This is a genomic window from Vibrio nigripulchritudo ATCC 27043 (genome assembly GCF_000222685.1).
GTDB classification, from domain to species: domain Bacteria; phylum Pseudomonadota; class Gammaproteobacteria; order Enterobacterales; family Vibrionaceae; genus Vibrio; species Vibrio nigripulchritudo.
Genome location: NZ_AFWJ01000079.1, coordinates 51,814 through 70,211, shown reverse-complemented (window position 1 = coordinate 70,211; position 18,398 = coordinate 51,814). Strand labels below are relative to the sequence as shown.

Genomic DNA, 18,398 nt, shown 5'->3' with positions numbered 1-18,398 from the left:
GAGCGTGCTCGCAACCGCCGCGATGAATTGCAAGAGCGTTTACATGCTTCTCGAAACCGTAAGAGCGAGTTTGAGCGCACTATCACCTCCACTGAGCTGGAAATGAAAGCTCTGGCGAAACGACTGAAGAAGGTTCAAAAGGAATATATTGAACTTCGTACCTTTGTGGTGGCTGCGAAAGCTGGCTGGTGTTCAGTACTTCGTCTGGCGCGTGAAAATGACGTTGAGCGTCGCTTACACCGTCGCGAATTGGCTTACATGACGGCTGATGAGCTACGATCCATGTCGGATAAGTCATTGGGTGCGCTGCGTTTAGCAGTAGCAGACAACGAAGATCTGCGTGATGCACTTCGGGCGTCGGAAGACAATGCTCGTCCAGAGAAGAAGGTTCTTTTCTACATTTCGGTGTATCAGCATCTGCGTGAACGTATTCGTCAGGACATCATTCGTACTGATGACCCGGTTGAAGCAATCGAAGAGATGGAAGTAGAACTGGCTCGCTTAACGGAAGAGCTCACTCAACGTGAAAACCGTCTGGCAATCAGTTCTGAGTCTGTTGCGGCAATCATCAAGAAGACCATTCAGCGAGAGCAAAACCGCATTCGAATGTTGAACCAAGGCTTGTCCAATATCTCGTTTGGTCAGGTGAAAGGGGTTCGCTTGAATGTCAACGTGCGCGAGAGCCATGAGGTACTTCTAAACGGGTTAGCCACTCAGCAAGAACAGCACAAAGATCTGTTTGAGAGCAACCGCTTTACCTTCTCCGAAGCGATGGCGAAATTGTTCCAGCGCGTGAACCCACATATCGATATGGGTCAGCGTTCTCCTCAAGTGCTCGGTGAAGAGTTACTCGATTACCGTAACTACTTAGAGTTGAGTGTGGAAGTCAACCGAGGCTCAGACGGTTGGTTGCAGGCAGAGTCCGGTGCGTTGTCTACTGGTGAGGCGATTGGTACGGGTCAGTCGATTCTTCTTATGGTGGTTCAAAGCTGGGAAGAAGAGTCACGCCGCTTGCGTAGCAAAGACATTGTTCCTTGTCGCTTGTTGTTCCTGGATGAAGCGGCACGACTGGATGCTAAGTCTATTTCAACGCTCTTTGAACTGTGTGACCGATTAGACATGCAATTGCTGATCGCGGCACCTGAAAACATCAGCCCAGAAAAAGGCACAACCTATAAACTGGTGCGTAAGGTGTTCAAAGATCATGAGCACGTGCATGTGGTTGGTTTACGTGGTTTTGGCAATACGCCAAAAACCAGTGATGTAGCACAGGAAGCACTTGAAGAAGCAGATTTAGTCGACTAGCTTCCAAGCTGTCGCAACCAAGGTTAATTCCGCTTAATAACGCCTCCTTTCAGGGGGCGTTTTTTTGCTCTGTACTCAAACAAAATCAGGATGTAGGATTCAAAACTCTACCTTCAGGTTACTTGGGTATAGTTACAAGCGCATCTCAATATCGGACAGATTTATGAAAAGGAAATCGCTAACGGGTCAACTCAGTGATATCGATCTACGCCTACTGCGTATTTTTCGTTGTGTCGTGGAATCAGGCGGGTTTTCGGCAGCAGAAGTCGCGTTAAACATCAGCCGCGCTGCGATCAGTGCAGCAATGGCAGATCTAGAGATCCGACTAGGCTTTAAGCTTTGCCACCGTGGGAGGTCGGGTTTTTCGATGACAGATGAAGGGCAGCAGGTTTACCAGTACGTGCTGCAATTGCTAGCGTCGTTGGAAGAATTCAAAACTCAGATTAATACATTGCATTCGAGTCTCGTTGGTGAATTAAACATTGGTATCACGGATAACATGGTATCGATGACGGAAATGCGCATAACCAACGCTCTTGCGAAGCTAAAGAAAGCCGGACCAGACGTCACCATTAACATTCGAATGATCCCACCGAATGACGTCGAAAAAGGGGTTCTGGATGGCACTTTACACGTTGGAATGATCCCACATATCCGCACGTTATCTGGGCTTCAATACGAGCCTTTGTATAACGAAACGTCGCTGCTTTATTGCGGCTCAGGACATCCATTATTTTCCGAGACAGTTCAATCGGTTGATCTCACTGAATGGGACGCGATAGTCCCAGCTTATGCACAGACGCCAAAAATTCAGTCGTTGTACAACACAATGAAAAGTGCAGCCACGGCGACAGACAGGGAAGGCATCGCGTTTCTTTTACTTACAGGGCAATACTTGGGTTATCTGCCTGATCACTTTGCTCAAAGGTGGGTTGATGATGGCGTAATGAAAGCTATTTTACCTAAGCAATATGGCTACTCTCAGCCTTTTGCCTCCATTACACGTAAAGAGCGTCGAGCAAACTTAGTGTTAGAAACGTTTTTGTCTGCCCTTAACCAGGTCAACAGACCCTAGCGTATTTTCCGAAGTGGCTTATTTGGTTAACGCTTTCCATTTATATGATGGTTTGCTTGTGTTAGAAATAAAGGCTGTTTGAGCAATAGTTGAATTTCATGGTTTCAGGTACGATTTCGAGAATTTTTTCCGATCAGGTTTTGGCTTATCTTCGCACCCTAGATGAAGAGGTTTCTGATGACCTATTACCAGTGCCAGGAGAAGCTGTTCAATACTTGGAAGACGGTAGCTACCTTTATCTGAGCGACTTCTATCAGTTTCTGAATCGGGTGGAAACCTTGACGGGAAACCCGGATTTTGGCTGGGATATCTATAAAGATTTCGACTTTCGTAACATGGGCATTATGGGGTATGCGATTGTCAATTCGACTCGTCTCAAAGACGCCATATCAGTCACTTGTGACTACGTACAATTGGTGCAAAGCCACACAGAGGTTTTTCTAAGACCTAGCCTCCATCACCCTGATTGCATGGATTTGTGTTACCGCGTGAATTCTGAAGGCTTAGCATCGACGCATGATACCCACATGTCTCTAGGCTTTTTTATCCGCCTCATACAATATTTATGTAATCCAGATTGGAGCCCGGTACTCATCGGTTTAACGCACAGTGAGCGAAAACAAGACATCAGTGAGAAGACACAGTCTTTGCTTCTTGCAGAACAGCCATTCAACTTTGTCACCATAGAAAATCACATTCTGGAAGCACAGATTGCCGCATCGGATCAGCGTTTGTATGACATTATGTGCAGCAATTTGAATGAAAAAATCGACCAACAGTCTGAAACGCTGTCTTTTTTCCAGGAGCTGGAAGATGTCATCTTTCAACTCTTGTCTGATGAAGAATGCGGAATTGATAAAGCCGCTGAGCACATGTGCATGAGCCGTCGTACACTTCAGCGCAGGTTAGCGGATCACGATGTGAGCTTTTCCTATCTAGTGGACAATGTGCGTCGTCATTTTGCGTGTCAGTTGTTACATGAAGCCAGCATTTCAATGATCGATATCGCCTTAACTTTAGGGTATTCGGAGCTTGCTGCGTTCAACAGAGCGTTCAAACGCTGGCATGGAATTACCCCTACGCAATATCGCGAGTTATTTTTTCCAAACTAGCGGCTTTCCTTAAGTTGTTCTCTTCTCTTTTTGCCTCATGTGCAGAACGTTTACTCTTGAATCGCCGTTGTGCCACTAAGTTGTCACTTCAAGTCAATACAGAGGCTTCTTACCCTTTTATCTTAATTTGAGTTGTTAACAAGTTGTGAATTGCACAATTGTTCTTGGATATTCAAATTAAGAGAAGGTTTCATGGCAGTAACTCGTTCCAATTCCAAAACACCGCATCATTCTTCAGCCCCTCGTGCTCGAGACTTGGGCATTCCATTCGAAGGCGAAACCGCCACCTTTAATGCCATTACCGATGTAAAAGGGGTGGAAGTGGGGTACACCACCTTGATTAACCCGTTGAAAAGAATGTGTACGGGTGTGACCGCCATTCTCCCTAGAGGGAAAAGTAAATCCCCAAGTCCTGTCTGGGCTGGTCAGTACGACCTGAATGGGAACGGAGAAATGACAGGCACCCACTGGATCAACGAAGCCGGTTATTTCCTCGGTCCTGTCTGTATTACGAATACGCACTCTGTCGGTATGGTGCACCATGGCGCGACCCGATGGATGATGGACACCTATGATACGCACTTCAAAGATGGTCACGCCTGGGCAATGCCCGTTGTGGCTGAGACTTACGATGGCTTTATGAATGATATTACGGCTCAGTTTGTCACTGAATCGGATGTGCTTGAAGCAATCAACCGAGCCCAGTCTGGTTCAATAGAAGAAGGCAATGTGGGCGGTGGAACGGGTATGCAAACTTACGAATTTAAAGGCGGTTCGGGAACGTCATCTCGCCTAGTTCGTATACCCGGGCATGAATTTGTCGTGGGTGTTTTCGTTCAATCCAACTTTGGTTTAAGGCACGAGTTTAACGTGGCTGGTGTGCCAGTAGGGCAATACTTAAATGAAAATTGTCCGATCCTTCAAGCGATGGACAGCGACGCAAGAGACACAGGCTCCATCGTTGTAACCATAGCAACGGACGCCCCGTTACTGCCTTTGCAACTCCAGAGCCTGGCGAAGCGGGCAGCGATAGGGTTAGGCAGAACGGGTACATCTGGTGGTCACTACTCTGGCGATATCTTTCTTGCATTTTCTACAGCAAACGACAATGGCATGTCGTTCAGTTGCGGCACGGTTTCTAATGCAGTTCTGCCCTTAGAGCATGTGAATGAACATTATTTAGATGAATTCTACATGGCGACGGTTCAAGCCGTGGAAGAAGCGATTTTGAATGCCATGGTGGCAGCAAAAACGACATTAAGCGTGAAACCCAAAGGATTGGTGTTTGATGAAATTGACCATCAAAAATTGCGTTCGCTTCTCAAGAAGCATAACCGTTTAGTTGATGGACACTAAAACCAATACACATTTATCTGTCAAAGGACTGAAGAGAGAAGTGCAATGAATAATTCGATACAACATCCCAATTTACTGTCCATCATGATGCTTGCGTGTGCAGGAGTATTACCTGCTTTCGTGTTTCTCGTCGCCCCCGTCTTCGTTGGTGGGTTGGTTGAAACGGGAATGGCGGTTGAACAAGCGGGGTTTTTACTGTCAGCAGAGCTAGGAGGCTTTGCTGTAGGTGGGCTAATAGCGACGCTGTGTTTGAAAAATATCCAATGGACAAAAATCGTATTTGTTGCGTTATGGATAATGATTTCTGGGAATCTTGCCAGTGCGTATTTGTCCGACAGTCATGAAAGCAGCTATGAGGTGCTGATGTGGGTGCGAGTGATGTGTGGATTAGGGAGCGGAAGTTTGGCTGCCATTATTAACATTGCGCTGAGTAAGGCACAAAATAGCGATCGAGCGTTTGCGTATTTGTTGTTTGCTCAACTCTCTTTTAGTGCGCTAGGCATATACTTTTTCCCTAATGTCATTGCCTCCGTTGGCAGCGTCAATGTTATATTTTATGTGCTCGCGGGATTGTGTGTATTGGTGCTTGCTGCGTCACCGATATGGACTCGGAAGCTGTCTGTTTCAATCTCGTCCGTAACGTCATCTTCTGATACGTCGTCGACGCGTAATATCGTCATTCTGCTTTCTGTGTGCACAATGTTCTTTTTCTACGCTGGCGAGAATGCGGTGTGGGCGTTTTTAGAGGTCATTGCCGAAGAAGGCGGAATTGCAAACAGCGATATTGGGGCATTGCTTGGGACGATAGGCTTAGCAGGTCTTGCGGGCGCTGCGTGCGCCGTGATTCAAGCTGAAAAACTAGGTCGACTATTTCCTATTTTGCTGACCATCGGCATTCAAGTTATTGTTATCTTACTTTTACAAGGCGACCTGGAGACCATGCCGTTCTTGTACCTCGCTTCAATATTTAACTTCCTTTGGAATTATTGTGCACCGTATTTGTTTGCTGTAGTTGCAGATTCAGATTCATCAGGTCGAGCGGTGGCACTTAGCATCCCCGCATTAGGTGCAGGTTTAACAGCGGGTCCTTTAGTTGTGGGGGTACTGCTACCAAGCTTCGGTTTATCTATCGTCAATACTATAGCAATTGTCGCTCTTGTATTGAGCGCGATTGCAGTACTGCCATTGATACGTAATTCAGAGGCTTTTAAAGCAGAAACGGTGAGCTAAGAGCTCCAAACATCATAGAGATAACCAACGCTTCAACTCAGATATTAATAAATCTGAAGTAATGAAAAATCTAGTCACCCTAATGTCCTATTCAAAAGACGTTAGGGTGTTTTTTATGGGAATAAGGAAAATCAATTGCGTAATTAAAAGGTTAACTTAGCGTAACTAACTCTGTATTTAAGTTGCCTAATTTGAACATTACATTGGAGGAATTGTGTAACCAATAAGGTGATCAGAATATGGAAGTTCAGTCTTCTCACAGCAACTCCTTGACCTCTCATTCCAGCAGGTTAACCAAGGCACAGTTGGATGCGCACTGGATGGCGTTCACAGGGAACCGAGAGTTCAAAAGTGCGCCCAGAATCATCCAGTCTGCAAACGGTCGATATTATACCGATGATAAAGGACGCAAGATCTTTGATGGTTTATCGGGTTTGTGGACCTGCGGATTGGGGCATTGTCATCCACGCATTGCAGAAGCGATATCAAAGCAGGCAGCTACGCTTGATTATTCTCCGGCCTTTCAATTTGGTCATCCAAAAGCCTTTGAGCTGGCAGAACGTATCGCCTCGCTGATGCCACAAGATTTAAACCGAGTTTTCTTTACAGGATCCGGGTCAGAATCGGTTGATACTGCGCTGAAGATAGCGCGAGCGTATTGGAAGAAACGCGGTAAAGCCAGTAAGACAAAGTTGATTGGACGTGCCAAGGGTTACCACGGTGTGAATTATGGTGGAATCAGTGTTGGCGGTATTGGCGCTAACCGAAGCCTCTATGGAGAAGGGCTGGCGAGTGATCACCTTTCTCATACTTTGTTGGAGGAGAACTTATTTTCCAAAGGGCTACCTGAAGCTGGAGCTTCATTGGCGGATGAACTTGAAGAAAAAGTACTGTTGCATGGCGCAGATAACATAGCTGCTGTGATAGTAGAGCCCATTGCTGGGAGTGCTGGTGTGCTACCACCCCCAAAAGGGTATTTGTCCCGCTTAAGAGACTTATGCACCAAGCACGACATCTTACTGATTTTTGATGAAGTAATTACCGGTTTTGGGCGAATGGGAGCAAACAGCGCCGCGGAACTCTTCGGAGTCAAACCCGATTTAATGACCATCGCCAAGCAGCTCACTAATGGTGCTATTCCAATGGGAGCTGTGGTGGCCTCTCAGCCTATTTACGACACATTTATGGAAACGGGTGGGGCGGAGTATTTACTGGAATTACCCCATGGCTACACCTATTCAGCGCACCCAATTGCGTGTGCTGCCGCATTGGCAACATTAGACGTGATTGAGCAAGAGGGTGTGATATCTCAAGTGCGTGATCTATCGCCACTCTTCGAGCAGAAAGTCCATAGCCTTCACTCTCATGACTCCGTACTCGATATTCGAAACTTTGGTCTGGCAGCCGGCCTCACGTTCTTAGCCAAAGAGGGACAACCACTGTTGCGTCCATACCAGATAGCCATGTCCTGTTGGCAAAAGGGTTTTTACGTACGTTATGGTGGCGACACAGTTCAGCTTGGTGTGCCATTTCAAACAACTGAAAAAGAACTCGACGCATTAATTAATGCGTTGGGCGAAGCGATAGAAGAAACAAAGGATTAAAACATGGAAACGATAGGGCATTGGATAAATGGACGATATGTACAATCACAGGGGCGAGAGCAAGGGGTATGTAACCCCGCACACGGAGAAATACGAAGAAATGTGCAGTTGGCCGAACGAGGCACGGTCGAAGATGCGATTCTCGCGGCACAAGCGGCGTTCCAAAGCTGGCGAGACACCCCAGCAACCAAAAGAGCAAGGGTCATGTTCCGCTTTAAGCAGCTGGTGGAAGAAAATCTAGAGCGATTGACTCATCTGATAGGAGAAGAGCATGGGAAAACCTCCAGTGATGCGATGGGGGAACTTCAGCGTGGGCTGGAAAACATAGAATTTGCATGCGGCATTGCAGATGCCTTGAAAGGCGAACACAGTAAAAATGTAGGAACGGGCATCGATTCCTGGAGTGAATTTCAACCGTTAGGCGTGGTTGCTGGAATCACGCCGTTCAATTTCCCTGTTATGGTGCCGATGTGGATGTTCCCTCTGGCGATTGCATGTGGGAATACCTTCGTTTTGAAGCCATCTGAACGTGTGCCGAGTTCCACTTTGTTGTTAGGTGAATTGCTGTCACAAGCAGGGTTACCAAATGGTGTGTTCAATATCGTCAATGGTGACAAAGAAGCCGTGGATGTACTGCTTTCAGATGAACGAATCAAAGCCGTCAGTTTCGTCGGTTCAACAGCCATCGCGGAGACGATTTATAAGAAGGCGTCGGAAAATGGTAAGCGTTGCCAAGCTCTGGGTGGAGCGAAAAATCACGCCATTGTGATGCCTGATGCCGATATTGAAAGTACGGTCAATCAGCTACTCGGCGCAGCATTTGGATCGTCCGGAGAACGATGCATGGCGTTATCTGTTGTCGTCGCAGTCGGTGATGCGATTGCAGACCAATTGGTTGAAAAACTTCAGCAAGAAATGAGTAAGCTGCAAGTAGGAAGCTGCGAGCAAGGCGAAAGTGATTTTGGTCCGTTAATCACGTATCAGCATCAACAAAAAGTATCTGGCTACATTGATAGTGCACAAGAGCAAGGCGCAGATATAGTGGTAGATGGTCGAAACATCAAAGTGGCTGGGTATGAGTCTGGGTACTTTATTGGCGGGACACTCATCGATAATGTCACAGCGGAAATGACCAGTTACCAAGAGGAAATTTTTGGACCAGTCCTTCAGGTGATGCGTGTGGAGTCGATGGAAGACGCGATGTCACTCATCAATGACCATGAGTATGGCAATGGCACCTGTATTTTCACCCGCGATGGCGAAGCCGCTCGATATTTTTCCGATCGAATTGAAGTTGGAATGGTGGGAATTAATGTTCCCTTGCCGGTTCCCGTTTCCTACCACAGTTTTGGAGGATGGAAACGCTCACTATTTGGTGATTTGTCGGCATATGGTCCTGATGGTATTCGTTTTTACACCAAGAGAAAAACCATCACTCAAAGATGGCTTTCAGCGGAGCTGCGTGAAAAGGCTCAGTTTGCTTTTCCGAGTTAAAAGCCAATTCCATCATTTTATTAAAAAGCCCTTATTTGGGCTTTTTGTAATTTATGTGGTTCATATCATTAAATCGATGTGCATTTAATTGTCTTGCTTGTGTAAAATCCTTGAATTATATGAAAAACCTGACGTTAGGTTAGAGATATAAGTGCCAGTCACAGACTGAAAATAGCACTTGTCACTGTATGGCTAAGGATACAAAAATGAACTGCACAAGTTGTAATACAGGCGTTTTAGAACCTCAATTTATCGATGGTATGTTTCCAGCTCACATCTGCAATGGATGTGAGGGAAATTGGATACTGGTTGAAGACTACGTAGCTTGGAAAGAGCAAAACCCGGCTTACCCAATTTCAGAAGATGCGACCTGCGAAATTACCGATACAGAAAAAGCGCTGCTTTGTCCTCAGACAGGCACCATTATGCGCAAACTCAGAATTTCCAGCAGTATTTCTCATCGCCTGGATTACAGCGTGGCAGTGGGTGGAATCTGGCTAGACAAAGGTGAGTGGGATTTAATCAAAAATGGAGGGTTAGCTAACTCTCTGAATGCGGTTGTTACTTCACAATGGCAAAAGAATATCCGCACCAATAACTCAACGGAAAACTTTGTCGCACTGTATAACGAAAAGTTTGGTGACGAAACTTACAGCAAATTGAAAGAAATCCGTAACTGGCTAGCGGAACAACCAAACAAGCATGAACTGCAGGCTTATTTGTCGGCGGAAGATCCTTACTCCGCAGAGCGTTAAGCTTCCATTCATTTCTACTTCGCTACATTCTTAAAAGATAGAATAAACGGAATTGCATTCTGTTTATTCTATCTTTTGTGATATTCTCATCCCACTTCTTTATCTGTAACTCGGTATAGCGATGTTTGACGCCATTAAAGACTTTATCAATCCGGGGAAAAATCCCGACCTCTCATCAGCGCATGACTATCAAAATTCACACCTTCCTACTTTGTGGTTGTTAGGAAAAACAGGTGCTGGAAAATCTTCGTTCATTCAAGCGTTAACCGGGTTGTCTGAGGTTGAAGTGGGTAACGGCTTTGCACCTTGCACTATGACGTCATCGGCTTATGACTTTCCCCAAGACACACCAGTTCTGCGTTTTCTCGATACGCGTGGGCTTGGAGAAGCGAATTATGATCCCTCTGAGGACATTAGAATATGTGCAGACCAAGGGCATGCTCTTATCATCGTCGCGAAGGTTGATGAACCTGAGCAAAGCTCCGTTATCAACGCCTTAAAACAAATCCGAAAGCAGTCGGAAATCAAACATTTGTTGGTAGTACATACCGCGATCAATTCAGTCAGTGAAGCCGATAGAAAGAGGATGGTGGAGCATAATCAGCAACAGTTTGAAAGTGCGTGGGGCAAGCCCGTTAAGTCGGTAGATGTTGATTTCGACTGTGAATCACAAGACTTCTACCACCGTGAAGAATTGATCGAGATGCTTTCAGAAATGCTTCCTATTGTTGGCTTGATGGTGGAAGAAAAAGAATACGCCAATCTGGAAGAACAGAATTTCGATAAGCTGGAAAATGAAGTGCTTTGGTACTCTGGCAGTGCGAGTGCTTCTGACTTAGTTCCAGCGGTCGGATTGGTTTCAGTACCGGCTATTCAGGCTAAGATGCTTCATAGCCTTGCGAATCAATATGGTGTGGAGTGGAGCAAGCGGACGTTCAGTGAACTCATCGGAACCTTGGGTACGAGCTTTGGCATTCAATATGGCGTGAAGCTTGGGGCAAGGCAGTTAGTCAAACTGATTCCTGGCTATGGTCAGACTGTGGGAGCTGTCGCCGCTGCTGCGGTGAGTTTTGGAACCACTTACGGGTTGGGGCGTGCTGCATGCTACTACTTCTACCACAAAAGCAAAGGTGAAAGCGTAAGCAGTGAAGCGATGCAGCAGTTGTACAAAGATGCATTTAAGAAAGGCAAAAAGGTAGCAGGCGATGACGAGAGTTAAACAGGGTTTGAAAAGCTTAAACCACTACGCTGGTGGGCTGATGCTGGTGTCTTTTATCGGGGTTATCTTGCCTCTTCTGGTACTGAGTGGCTTTGGCTTATACGCCATTGTTCAACATGGTTATGTCATTCATTTTGCAATAGCTCTGCTGATTTCAGTGTTAATGGTGTTTGTTCCCCGTTGGGTATGGAGCAAGCGTTCATCTGCCGAGCAGGTAATTGAAGAAGGTTCTGAAAATTTTGTTGCGGCATCAAACGACTGGTCAGATAGAGAGCTTTCAATTTGGGAAGAAGTAAATCAATCGATCGAAACAAAGTTGAATCGTGCCAGTGACTGGGGTGTGCTCAAAGCACACGGCTTTGAGATCGCAACGGAAGTCGCTCAAGCATTTGGAAAGAAAGACCTTGATTTCACCGTGCCTGAAGGGCTGCAACTTTTAGAAGAAATAAGCCGACGCTATCGACAGGTGTTAAACGAGCATGTTCCCGCTGTCGACATGGTCAAAGTGTCTCAGATTAAATGGGCTTATGACGTCAATGACAAATATGGTGAGCAAGCTGTCAAAGTAGGAAAACGCGGCTTACTGGCGTGGAGAATCTTTCGTGCTGCCAACCCCGTTGCTGCCGTTGCGAATGAAGTTCGGGGAAAGGTGTTGGGCACCCTCACAGAAAAAGCAGCCGAAAACCTTCAGCAAAATGCCAAGCGCGCTCTGCTTCAGGAAGTCGCTAAAGTATGTATCGACTTGTACAGCGGTCGATACACAATCGAAGAGCAAGCCGTTCAGGTAAGTCGTATCAGTGAAGATGATGAGACCCGAAAAGCCAAGCCTCTTGAGCCTGTCCGAGTCACTATTATTGGTCAGCTTAGCTCGGGTAAGTCTTCACTGGTCAATGGCCTGACAAAAGAGATCAATGCAGAGGTCGATGCTTTACCTGCAACCGACGATGTTCGCGTTTATCGCTGTAGCATGGATGACGAAGAGCAACTAAATCTTATTGATATGCCAGGATTAGATGGCAATAAGAAAGTGACTGATAACGTGCTTGAACAAGTCACCCAATCTGATTTAGTACTATGGGTGCTTAAAGCAAACCAGTCTTCTCGTCAGCTTGATGTGGATTTGCAAACCCAGATAGAGCAGTTTTATTCCCGTAAGGAAAATATCTCTCTTAAGAAGCCTAAAATTGTGGGCGTGCTTAATCAGGTAGATAAGCTCAAACCAGCAAGTGACTGGGCTCCCCCTTATTCTCTTGATGATGAAACCAATCCAAAAGTACAAACCATAAAAGCTGCGATGGAGTTTAACCTTTCTCAGTTATCGATGGATGCCATTTACCCATTGGGAATGCCAGAAGAACGACCAATGTTTGGAATCGAACAGTTGGAAACTGAGATACAAAACCAGTGTGATCATGCTAAAAATGTTCAGCTTAATCGCCAAAGAAATGAGGCGAAAGGCGCAGCTGGTCTTATGGGGCAAAGCAGACGCTTGTTTAAAGCGGGTGGGAAGATCGTTAAAAACATGATTTAGAACAGTGTGATGAATGAATTAATTCGTCACATTTGCATCATTGATATTTATTGGCTCTTCATTAATATCATATGCAGTCAAATTCATTTTGAGGTTAAAAATGATCATAAATCATGTGTCGGTTGGAACAAATAATGTTGAGCGCTCCACTCAGTTTTATGACGCAGTACTAGGTAAGTTAGGAGTCAAACGTTCTCACACCATTGATGGTGTTGCTGTCAGTTATGGGAAAAGCTTCGAGTTTTGGGTAGGCAGTGCTTGTTGTGGTCATTCCAGTTCTGGAATAGGTTCTCATATCGCCTTTAATGCGCCAGACATAGAAGCGGTCAATGCATTTCACCAGACCGCTCTAAAGTTTGGCGGTCTTTGTGCCGGAGAACCTGGATATCGGCCAGAGTATGGGGAAGGGTATTATGCTGCGTATGTGCATGACCCAGATGGCAATAAAATCGAGGCAGTACTCTTTAATCCTGTCTGACCGCATTTCTAATAGGTAACTTTACTGCGCAGCTTTTTGGTCTGCCCTCGCTGAGATTTCTTGTCCATTCTCTTCATTTTTGATGAAAAGGTCGGTTTAGTTTCACGCCTTTTCTTCTGGACAACCGCAACGGAACGAACAATTTCAGCTAACCGATTCAACGCATCTTCTTTGTTTTGTTCTTGTGTTCTGAACTGCTGAGCTTTAATTATGATCACACCATCTTTGGTAATACGGCTATCTTTAAGGTTTAACAAACGTTGTTTGTAAAAATCTGGTAGGGCAGAGCGCTGAATATCAAATCTCAAATGAATGGCGCTGGAAACTTTGTTTACATTTTGTCCACCAGCACCTTGAGCACGGATTGCGTCAATCTGAACTTCCCACGGTGAAATCACCACCGAATTTGAAATTGTAATCACGCCGTTTTTCTCCACCAGTTCATAAGCCGCTTAAGGCTAACATATCTCAACCGGTTTTGTTGGTATCAGAGGCTCTGGTTATTTAGGTAGGGTTTGTTCTATTGGGTGTTCGGCGACGTATTCTTCCAGCAGGCGTGATGTCTGGTCTGCGTTGACTTTCAAAAGATTCACGAGTTCCTGAAGTCTTGAAAGTTCAGGCATGTTTCCTTTAGAAGCTATCTGAAAGACTTGCTCCGACTTTGCCAGCATTTTGTTGGCGTTCAGGCTGCTGGCGATGCCTTTCATCGTGTGTGTGTGAAGTGTCACGGACTCAATATCGTCTGACTCAGTTGCTACCATAAGCGCATCAATACTTTCCAGCATTGATTCTTTGAGAGTCGAGATGATTTCCACTAATTGCTCAGTATCGCCTGCGCAAACTTCATCAATGTAAAAACTGAGGTCTATCTCAGATTCTGATGTGGAATTCGATTCGTTTGAACTGGTGAAGTGCTCCATTTCAACCACCTTACTGCTGTGGGACCGATGTTTTTCAATCAGTGATTTATGTTCGACTAAAGCATCATTAAAACTGTTCTTTTGCAACGGCTTGGTGAGGACGTAATTTGCTCCGGCATTGATGAAACGGTCATGTGCTTCTTGAAAAACATCAGCCGTACAGCCGAAGATGACAGTATTGAGTTTTAGTTCATTGCGAATGTGTTTTGTCGTTTCAATCCCATCAAGCCTTGGCATGTGGTTGTCCATGATGATGACATCAAACGTCTGGTCTTGGAGATATTCGATCGCCTCTATGCCGTCTTTAGCCACCGTTACCTGGTGATCTAACGTGTGGCAGAATTTCTTGGTGACCAGTGCATTCACCGGGTTATCTTCCACAATCAAAATGTTTAATCCAACAGGGAGAGTACTCGTCAACGTCTCGTCCTGATCAAGCTCTATAGGGCGATCTTGTGTCTGTTCGAGACTGATATTGATGGTAAAACAGGTTCCGCTGTCTATCTCGCTGCTTACTTTGACCTGTCCTCCCATTAACTCAACCAGTTGTTTAACGATTGCCAGCCCCAGACCCGTCCCGCCAAAGTTTCGGGTCGTGGAGGACTCTGCCTGAATGAACGGGTCGAAGATATGCTCAAGTCTGTCCTCAGCAATACCAATTCCAGAATCTTCAATCTCAACCCAAAGGTTATAGATGTTGTGTTCAGCCAGTTTGCAGTTACATCTCAGTTGAACATTTCCATGGGCAGTGAACTTAACTGCGTTGCTCATCAGGTTAAAAATGACCTGGCGAATTCGGGATATGTCGGCAAGAAAGACCAGTTCATCAGGAATCTGGTTATCAATGATCAAATCTATGCCTTTTTCATCGCACAAAAGCTGGTAGGTAGAGGCGATAGGAGTAAGTATCTGATTAAAGTGAAAAGGAACCGCATCCAGCTCAAGCTTGTTTTGTTCGATTTTGGAAAAATCCAGAATGTCGTTTAGCAAAGATGTCAGGTGTTCCCCGGATTCAAGCAGTACCTTCAGTTGTTCTTTGTGTTCGCTATTGGTGGTTTCACCACGCATGATTTGCGCCATACCTAATATCCCGTTGAGGGGAGTCCGGAGTTCATGGCTCATGGTTGCAAGAAACGTTGATTTCGCTTCATTGGCAACCGTTGCACGTTTTGCGGACAGTTCGAGTTCCTGTTCGAGCTGGACTCTTTTAGTGGTATCCCTTTCAACAGCGATAAAGCAACTTAACTCACCATCGTCATCAAAAATAGGAGTGATGATGATATCTACCCAATAAGCAGTGCCATTTTTTCGGTAGTTAAGTAGCGTCAGTTCGATGGTCTGTTTGCATTTAATGGCTTCTGAAAGAAGCTTAATCTGCGTGCTATCGGTATCCTTTCCCTGAAGGACAGCCCCGGGTTTTTTGCCCATCATTTCGGTCAGTGAGTAGCCTGAAAGTTTTTCAAATCCCTTGTTTACCCAGGTCACTAATCCTTTTGGATCCGTCACGATAATAGCGTCTTTTGCATGCTCTGCTATGAGCGCATGACTGGCGCGCTGACGTTCAGATTCAAGCATGGCTTGCTTCATTTTTAGTAGTTCGGTGAAAGCCAGTTTTTGTCGGTGCAGTGCATAGGTGCAGACAAATATAATGAGCAAAAGAATCAGAACACCAATGTTCTTAGTGGTATCGGATACTTTTTGTTCCCAATAAAGATCAATCTGTTTTAAATGTTCAGTAACCCCCAGATTGGCCAGCGAAACCTGTTTTCTTTCCAACTGGTGCTTCACACGTTCTTGCAACTGAACATAGCTCAATAGTGACTGGTATGTCGGGTCTTGATACAGAGCGGAATCTTTGAGGTACAGGCTATCCGATATTCCGCCTTGTGTTGCGGTTGATATCACTAGTCTTTCGTCTACGGAGGTGTACTGTTGGTAAAGCTCATTCTGCAGCAAATCAATGGTTTTACCAGAATAGTTAAGCGATACGTTGGCACTTAACAGAGACTCCATCTCTCTCACAAAGGCTGCCAGCTTGAGTTCGGTGGTTTTGCTTTTTTCTAGTGCAATGGCATCGAAAGGTTGAACCAGATAGGGCGTTTCAGAAAAATGTTTCTGGATAGAGTGGTTTAAAGATTCCGCATAAATTTCGGTGTGAACCAGCAATTCAGACAACTCATCATAGCGGTTGAAGTTCCTGAACTGAAAACTGAACAGATTCTCTTGCAGCGCGGTAACGTTCTGAAGAAGCGAGTGATAATTAGCTTGCAGCTTGGTATGAATATAGTGTTTGTAGAGATTAAAGCTCAGTACGGCAATTACTACCGTAATCAGGGTAATGAGCGTTGCTTCCTTGAACGTCTTACTGATTTTCATTCATCAATTCCCTGAGTATTGGGGGCTTAGGAGCGGTCAGGCTATTCAAAAAGGCACTTAGCTCCAATGTGGTCACTGCATCCAATTCCATTCCCAGTTGGACTCGGGCCATTATCGCGATGGCTTCTTCCAATGTTGCTGCATGACCATCGTGAAAGTAAGGGGGAGTGGTTGCTACGTTGCGCAGCCCCGGGACTCGGAAAACGTATTTATCTTCATTGTTACCTGTCAGATTATATCGACCGAGATCTGTGACCTGTTCGTCAGGCAATATACTTTGCAAGTTCCCAAATCTCTGGAACAGGTTTCCGCCAAGATTTTGTCCTTGATGACAGGCAATGCATCCCAGTTTTTGAAAATTGAACCAGCCTCGTTTTGCAGCCGCTGATAGGGCAGAGTCGTCACCCATCAGGAATTTATCGAAAGGCGCATCCGGTGTGTTCAGAGAACTCATAAAGATGACCAGCGCATCCTTAATTGTCTGTTCAGTGATTTCACCATCATAGGTTGAGGAAAAGAGTGCTTTGTAATCCTTGGAACGTTTTACTTCTTCAACAACAGTCGCCCAGTTAGTGTTCATTTCAAGGGGATTATGAATAGGTCCGTCAATTTGGTGCTCTAAACTGGATGCACGACCATCCCAGAAAAAACGTGTGTTCAAGCTTACATTGAAAACGGTGGGGGAGTTTCTTAAGCCAAAACCGTTGACGCCATGAGAGACTCTGAGTTTTTCTGCTCCGTTGGTTTCAAGGTGATGACAACTGGCACAACTGACTTGCTGATTTGATGAAAAATTTGGATCGTTAAAAAGAGTAAAGCCCAATAAAACTTTCTCTTGGTTATCGATTCGGGAGGAAGGGATCGGTTTGACAACGTCAGTACTGTACGCTTTCTTTTCTGGAAGGCGCAAAGGCTCTCCGGACCATTTAGACCCTTGAAAAAAGAAGTAGCCAGCGAATAAGAGTGATATGGCTAAACATGCCCACCACATTTTTGTTATTTGTATCATTGCCCAACTTACCTTGACGCTATACTTTGAGTATGGTCGGTGTCTGGGTATTTTCAACTTGGCTCAGGTCTTAATTACCTTTGCCTGTTCCTCTTTTTTCATTGGCAGGTATATAGGTAAAGTTCATGGAAATTTTATCCGTTTTTAGTGTGTCTTCATGAGTTCAGGGGTTATGATTACCCGGAGTAATTAATAAAGATGTAATTTTGGAGTAACGAATGGCGTTTGACCTAGACCAGTACCAGGGTCTGATTTTCGATATGGATGGTACGCTTATTGATTCTATGCCTGCGCATCTTGATGCCTGGGAAAAAGCGGCTGAAGACTTTTCTGTTCCGTTTGATCGGGAGTGGATAGGTTCAATGGGGGGGATGCCATCAGCTAAGATTACGTTAGAAGTCAACAAGCGCTACGATCTGTCTCTTGATCCAGTTGCAGTGTCTTCTTCAAAGATGGCGCACTTTGAGGCAATGGAAGATTTTGGAGACCTTATCCCACAGACATTCGCTTTAGTACAAAAGCACTTTGGCAATAAGAAAATGGCGATTGGTACGGGGAGCGTAAGGCAAAATGCAGACAGAATGCTCAAAGCAAAGGATGTTATTCGCTACTTTGACGCTGTAGTGACTGCTTCGGATGTAGACAACCATAAACCTAACCCTGATACGTTTTTGCTTGCCGCTGAAAAGCTAGGTGTTCCTGCTGAAAACTGTGTGGTTTTTGAAGATACCCTATTGGGAAAGCAAGCTGCGCACGCGGCAGGAATGGATTGCATCATGGTGGTTGAGGGCGGGTTTGAATTTTGTCCTAAGCTTTGAGGTAACTTGAGTATAAGTTGCCCTATATACGCAAAAGCCACCCATTTCGGGTGGCTTTCTCAATTCCGTTGATTTTGCAGTGCGGCTTATAGCGCGCCAGCCCAAAACAGGGCATT

Annotated in this window: 15 protein-coding genes; 12 read left to right on the top strand and 3 right to left on the bottom strand. The window is 45.4% G+C overall.

The features are described 5' to 3' along the window. From mukB to RH89_RS08585, 11 genes are all read left to right on the top strand, one after another. Positions 1 to 1,305, top strand: a 1,305-nt coding sequence (mukB, locus tag RH89_RS08635; protein WP_004401136.1) for a chromosome partition protein MukB, incomplete at its 5' end; no start/stop codon positions are given. Positions 1,306 to 1,468: 163 nt separating this feature from the next. Further along, positions 1,469 to 2,380 (top strand): LysR family transcriptional regulator, encoded by a 912-nt coding sequence (locus tag RH89_RS08630; RefSeq protein WP_004401135.1) that lies wholly within the window; start codon positions 1,469 to 1,471, stop codon positions 2,378 to 2,380. A gap of 98 nt (positions 2,381 to 2,478) precedes the next feature. Beyond that, positions 2,479 to 3,492: an AraC family transcriptional regulator gene (locus RH89_RS08625; protein WP_004401134.1), complete on the top strand. Its 1,014-nt coding sequence runs from the start codon at positions 2,479 to 2,481 to the stop codon at positions 3,490 to 3,492. 192 nt (positions 3,493 to 3,684) lie between these two features. Then, positions 3,685 to 4,848: a DmpA family aminopeptidase gene (locus tag RH89_RS08620; RefSeq protein ID WP_004401132.1), complete on the top strand. Its 1,164-nt coding sequence runs from the start codon at positions 3,685 to 3,687 to the stop codon at positions 4,846 to 4,848. A gap of 45 nt (positions 4,849 to 4,893) precedes the next feature. Further along, positions 4,894 to 6,078, top strand: a complete 1,185-nt coding sequence (locus tag RH89_RS08615) for an MFS transporter (RefSeq protein ID WP_004401130.1) — start codon at positions 4,894 to 4,896, stop codon at positions 6,076 to 6,078. Between the two features lie 239 nt (positions 6,079 to 6,317). Continuing rightward, on the top strand, positions 6,318 to 7,682 hold the full coding sequence (gene aptA / locus RH89_RS08610) for an omega-aminotransferase AptA (RefSeq protein ID WP_004401128.1): 1,365 nt from the start codon (positions 6,318 to 6,320) through the stop codon (positions 7,680 to 7,682). Positions 7,683 to 7,685: 3 nt separating this feature from the next. Beyond that, positions 7,686 to 9,176, top strand: a complete 1,491-nt coding sequence (locus RH89_RS08605) for a CoA-acylating methylmalonate-semialdehyde dehydrogenase (RefSeq protein WP_004401126.1) — start codon at positions 7,686 to 7,688, stop codon at positions 9,174 to 9,176. 206 nt (positions 9,177 to 9,382) lie between these two features. Further along, a complete protein-coding gene (locus RH89_RS08600; RefSeq protein WP_004401124.1) occupies positions 9,383 to 9,931 on the top strand; it encodes a TFIIB-type zinc ribbon-containing protein in 549 nt (182 codons plus the stop codon). A 121-nt stretch (positions 9,932 to 10,052) separates the two neighbouring features. Further along, a complete protein-coding gene (locus RH89_RS08595) occupies positions 10,053 to 11,150 on the top strand; it encodes a YcjF family protein (protein WP_004401122.1) in 1,098 nt (365 codons plus the stop codon). Further along, positions 11,137 to 12,681: a GTPase family protein gene (locus RH89_RS08590; protein WP_004401120.1), complete on the top strand. Its 1,545-nt coding sequence runs from the start codon at positions 11,137 to 11,139 to the stop codon at positions 12,679 to 12,681. Before RH89_RS08595 ends, RH89_RS08590 begins: the two co-directional genes overlap by 14 nt. Positions 12,682 to 12,781: 100 nt before the next feature. Further along, on the top strand, positions 12,782 to 13,159 hold the full coding sequence (locus RH89_RS08585; RefSeq protein ID WP_004401118.1) for a VOC family protein: 378 nt from the start codon (positions 12,782 to 12,784) through the stop codon (positions 13,157 to 13,159). An 8-nt stretch (positions 13,160 to 13,167) separates the two neighbouring features. On the opposite strand, the gene arfB is transcribed toward RH89_RS08585, so the two are convergent. From arfB to RH89_RS08570, 3 genes are all read right to left on the bottom strand, one after another. Continuing rightward, positions 13,168 to 13,581: an alternative ribosome rescue aminoacyl-tRNA hydrolase ArfB gene (arfB, locus tag RH89_RS08580; protein WP_004401116.1), complete on the bottom strand. Its 414-nt coding sequence runs from the start codon at positions 13,579 to 13,581 to the stop codon at positions 13,168 to 13,170. A gap of 78 nt (positions 13,582 to 13,659) precedes the next feature. Beyond that, entirely contained in the window at positions 13,660 to 16,455 is a 2,796-nt protein-coding gene (locus RH89_RS28660; protein ID WP_004401115.1) for a PAS domain-containing hybrid sensor histidine kinase/response regulator, read from the bottom strand. Further along, positions 16,442 to 17,464: a cytochrome-c peroxidase gene (locus tag RH89_RS08570; protein ID WP_004401114.1), complete on the bottom strand. Its 1,023-nt coding sequence runs from the start codon at positions 17,462 to 17,464 to the stop codon at positions 16,442 to 16,444. The genes RH89_RS28660 and RH89_RS08570 overlap by 14 nt, the downstream gene beginning before the upstream one ends. Before the next feature lie 218 nt (positions 17,465 to 17,682). On the opposite strand from RH89_RS08570, the gene RH89_RS08565 reads away from it, so the two are divergent. Beyond that, positions 17,683 to 18,282 (top strand): beta-phosphoglucomutase family hydrolase, encoded by a 600-nt coding sequence (locus RH89_RS08565; RefSeq protein ID WP_004401113.1) that lies wholly within the window; start codon positions 17,683 to 17,685, stop codon positions 18,280 to 18,282. Positions 18,283 to 18,398: the final 116 nt, after the last annotated feature.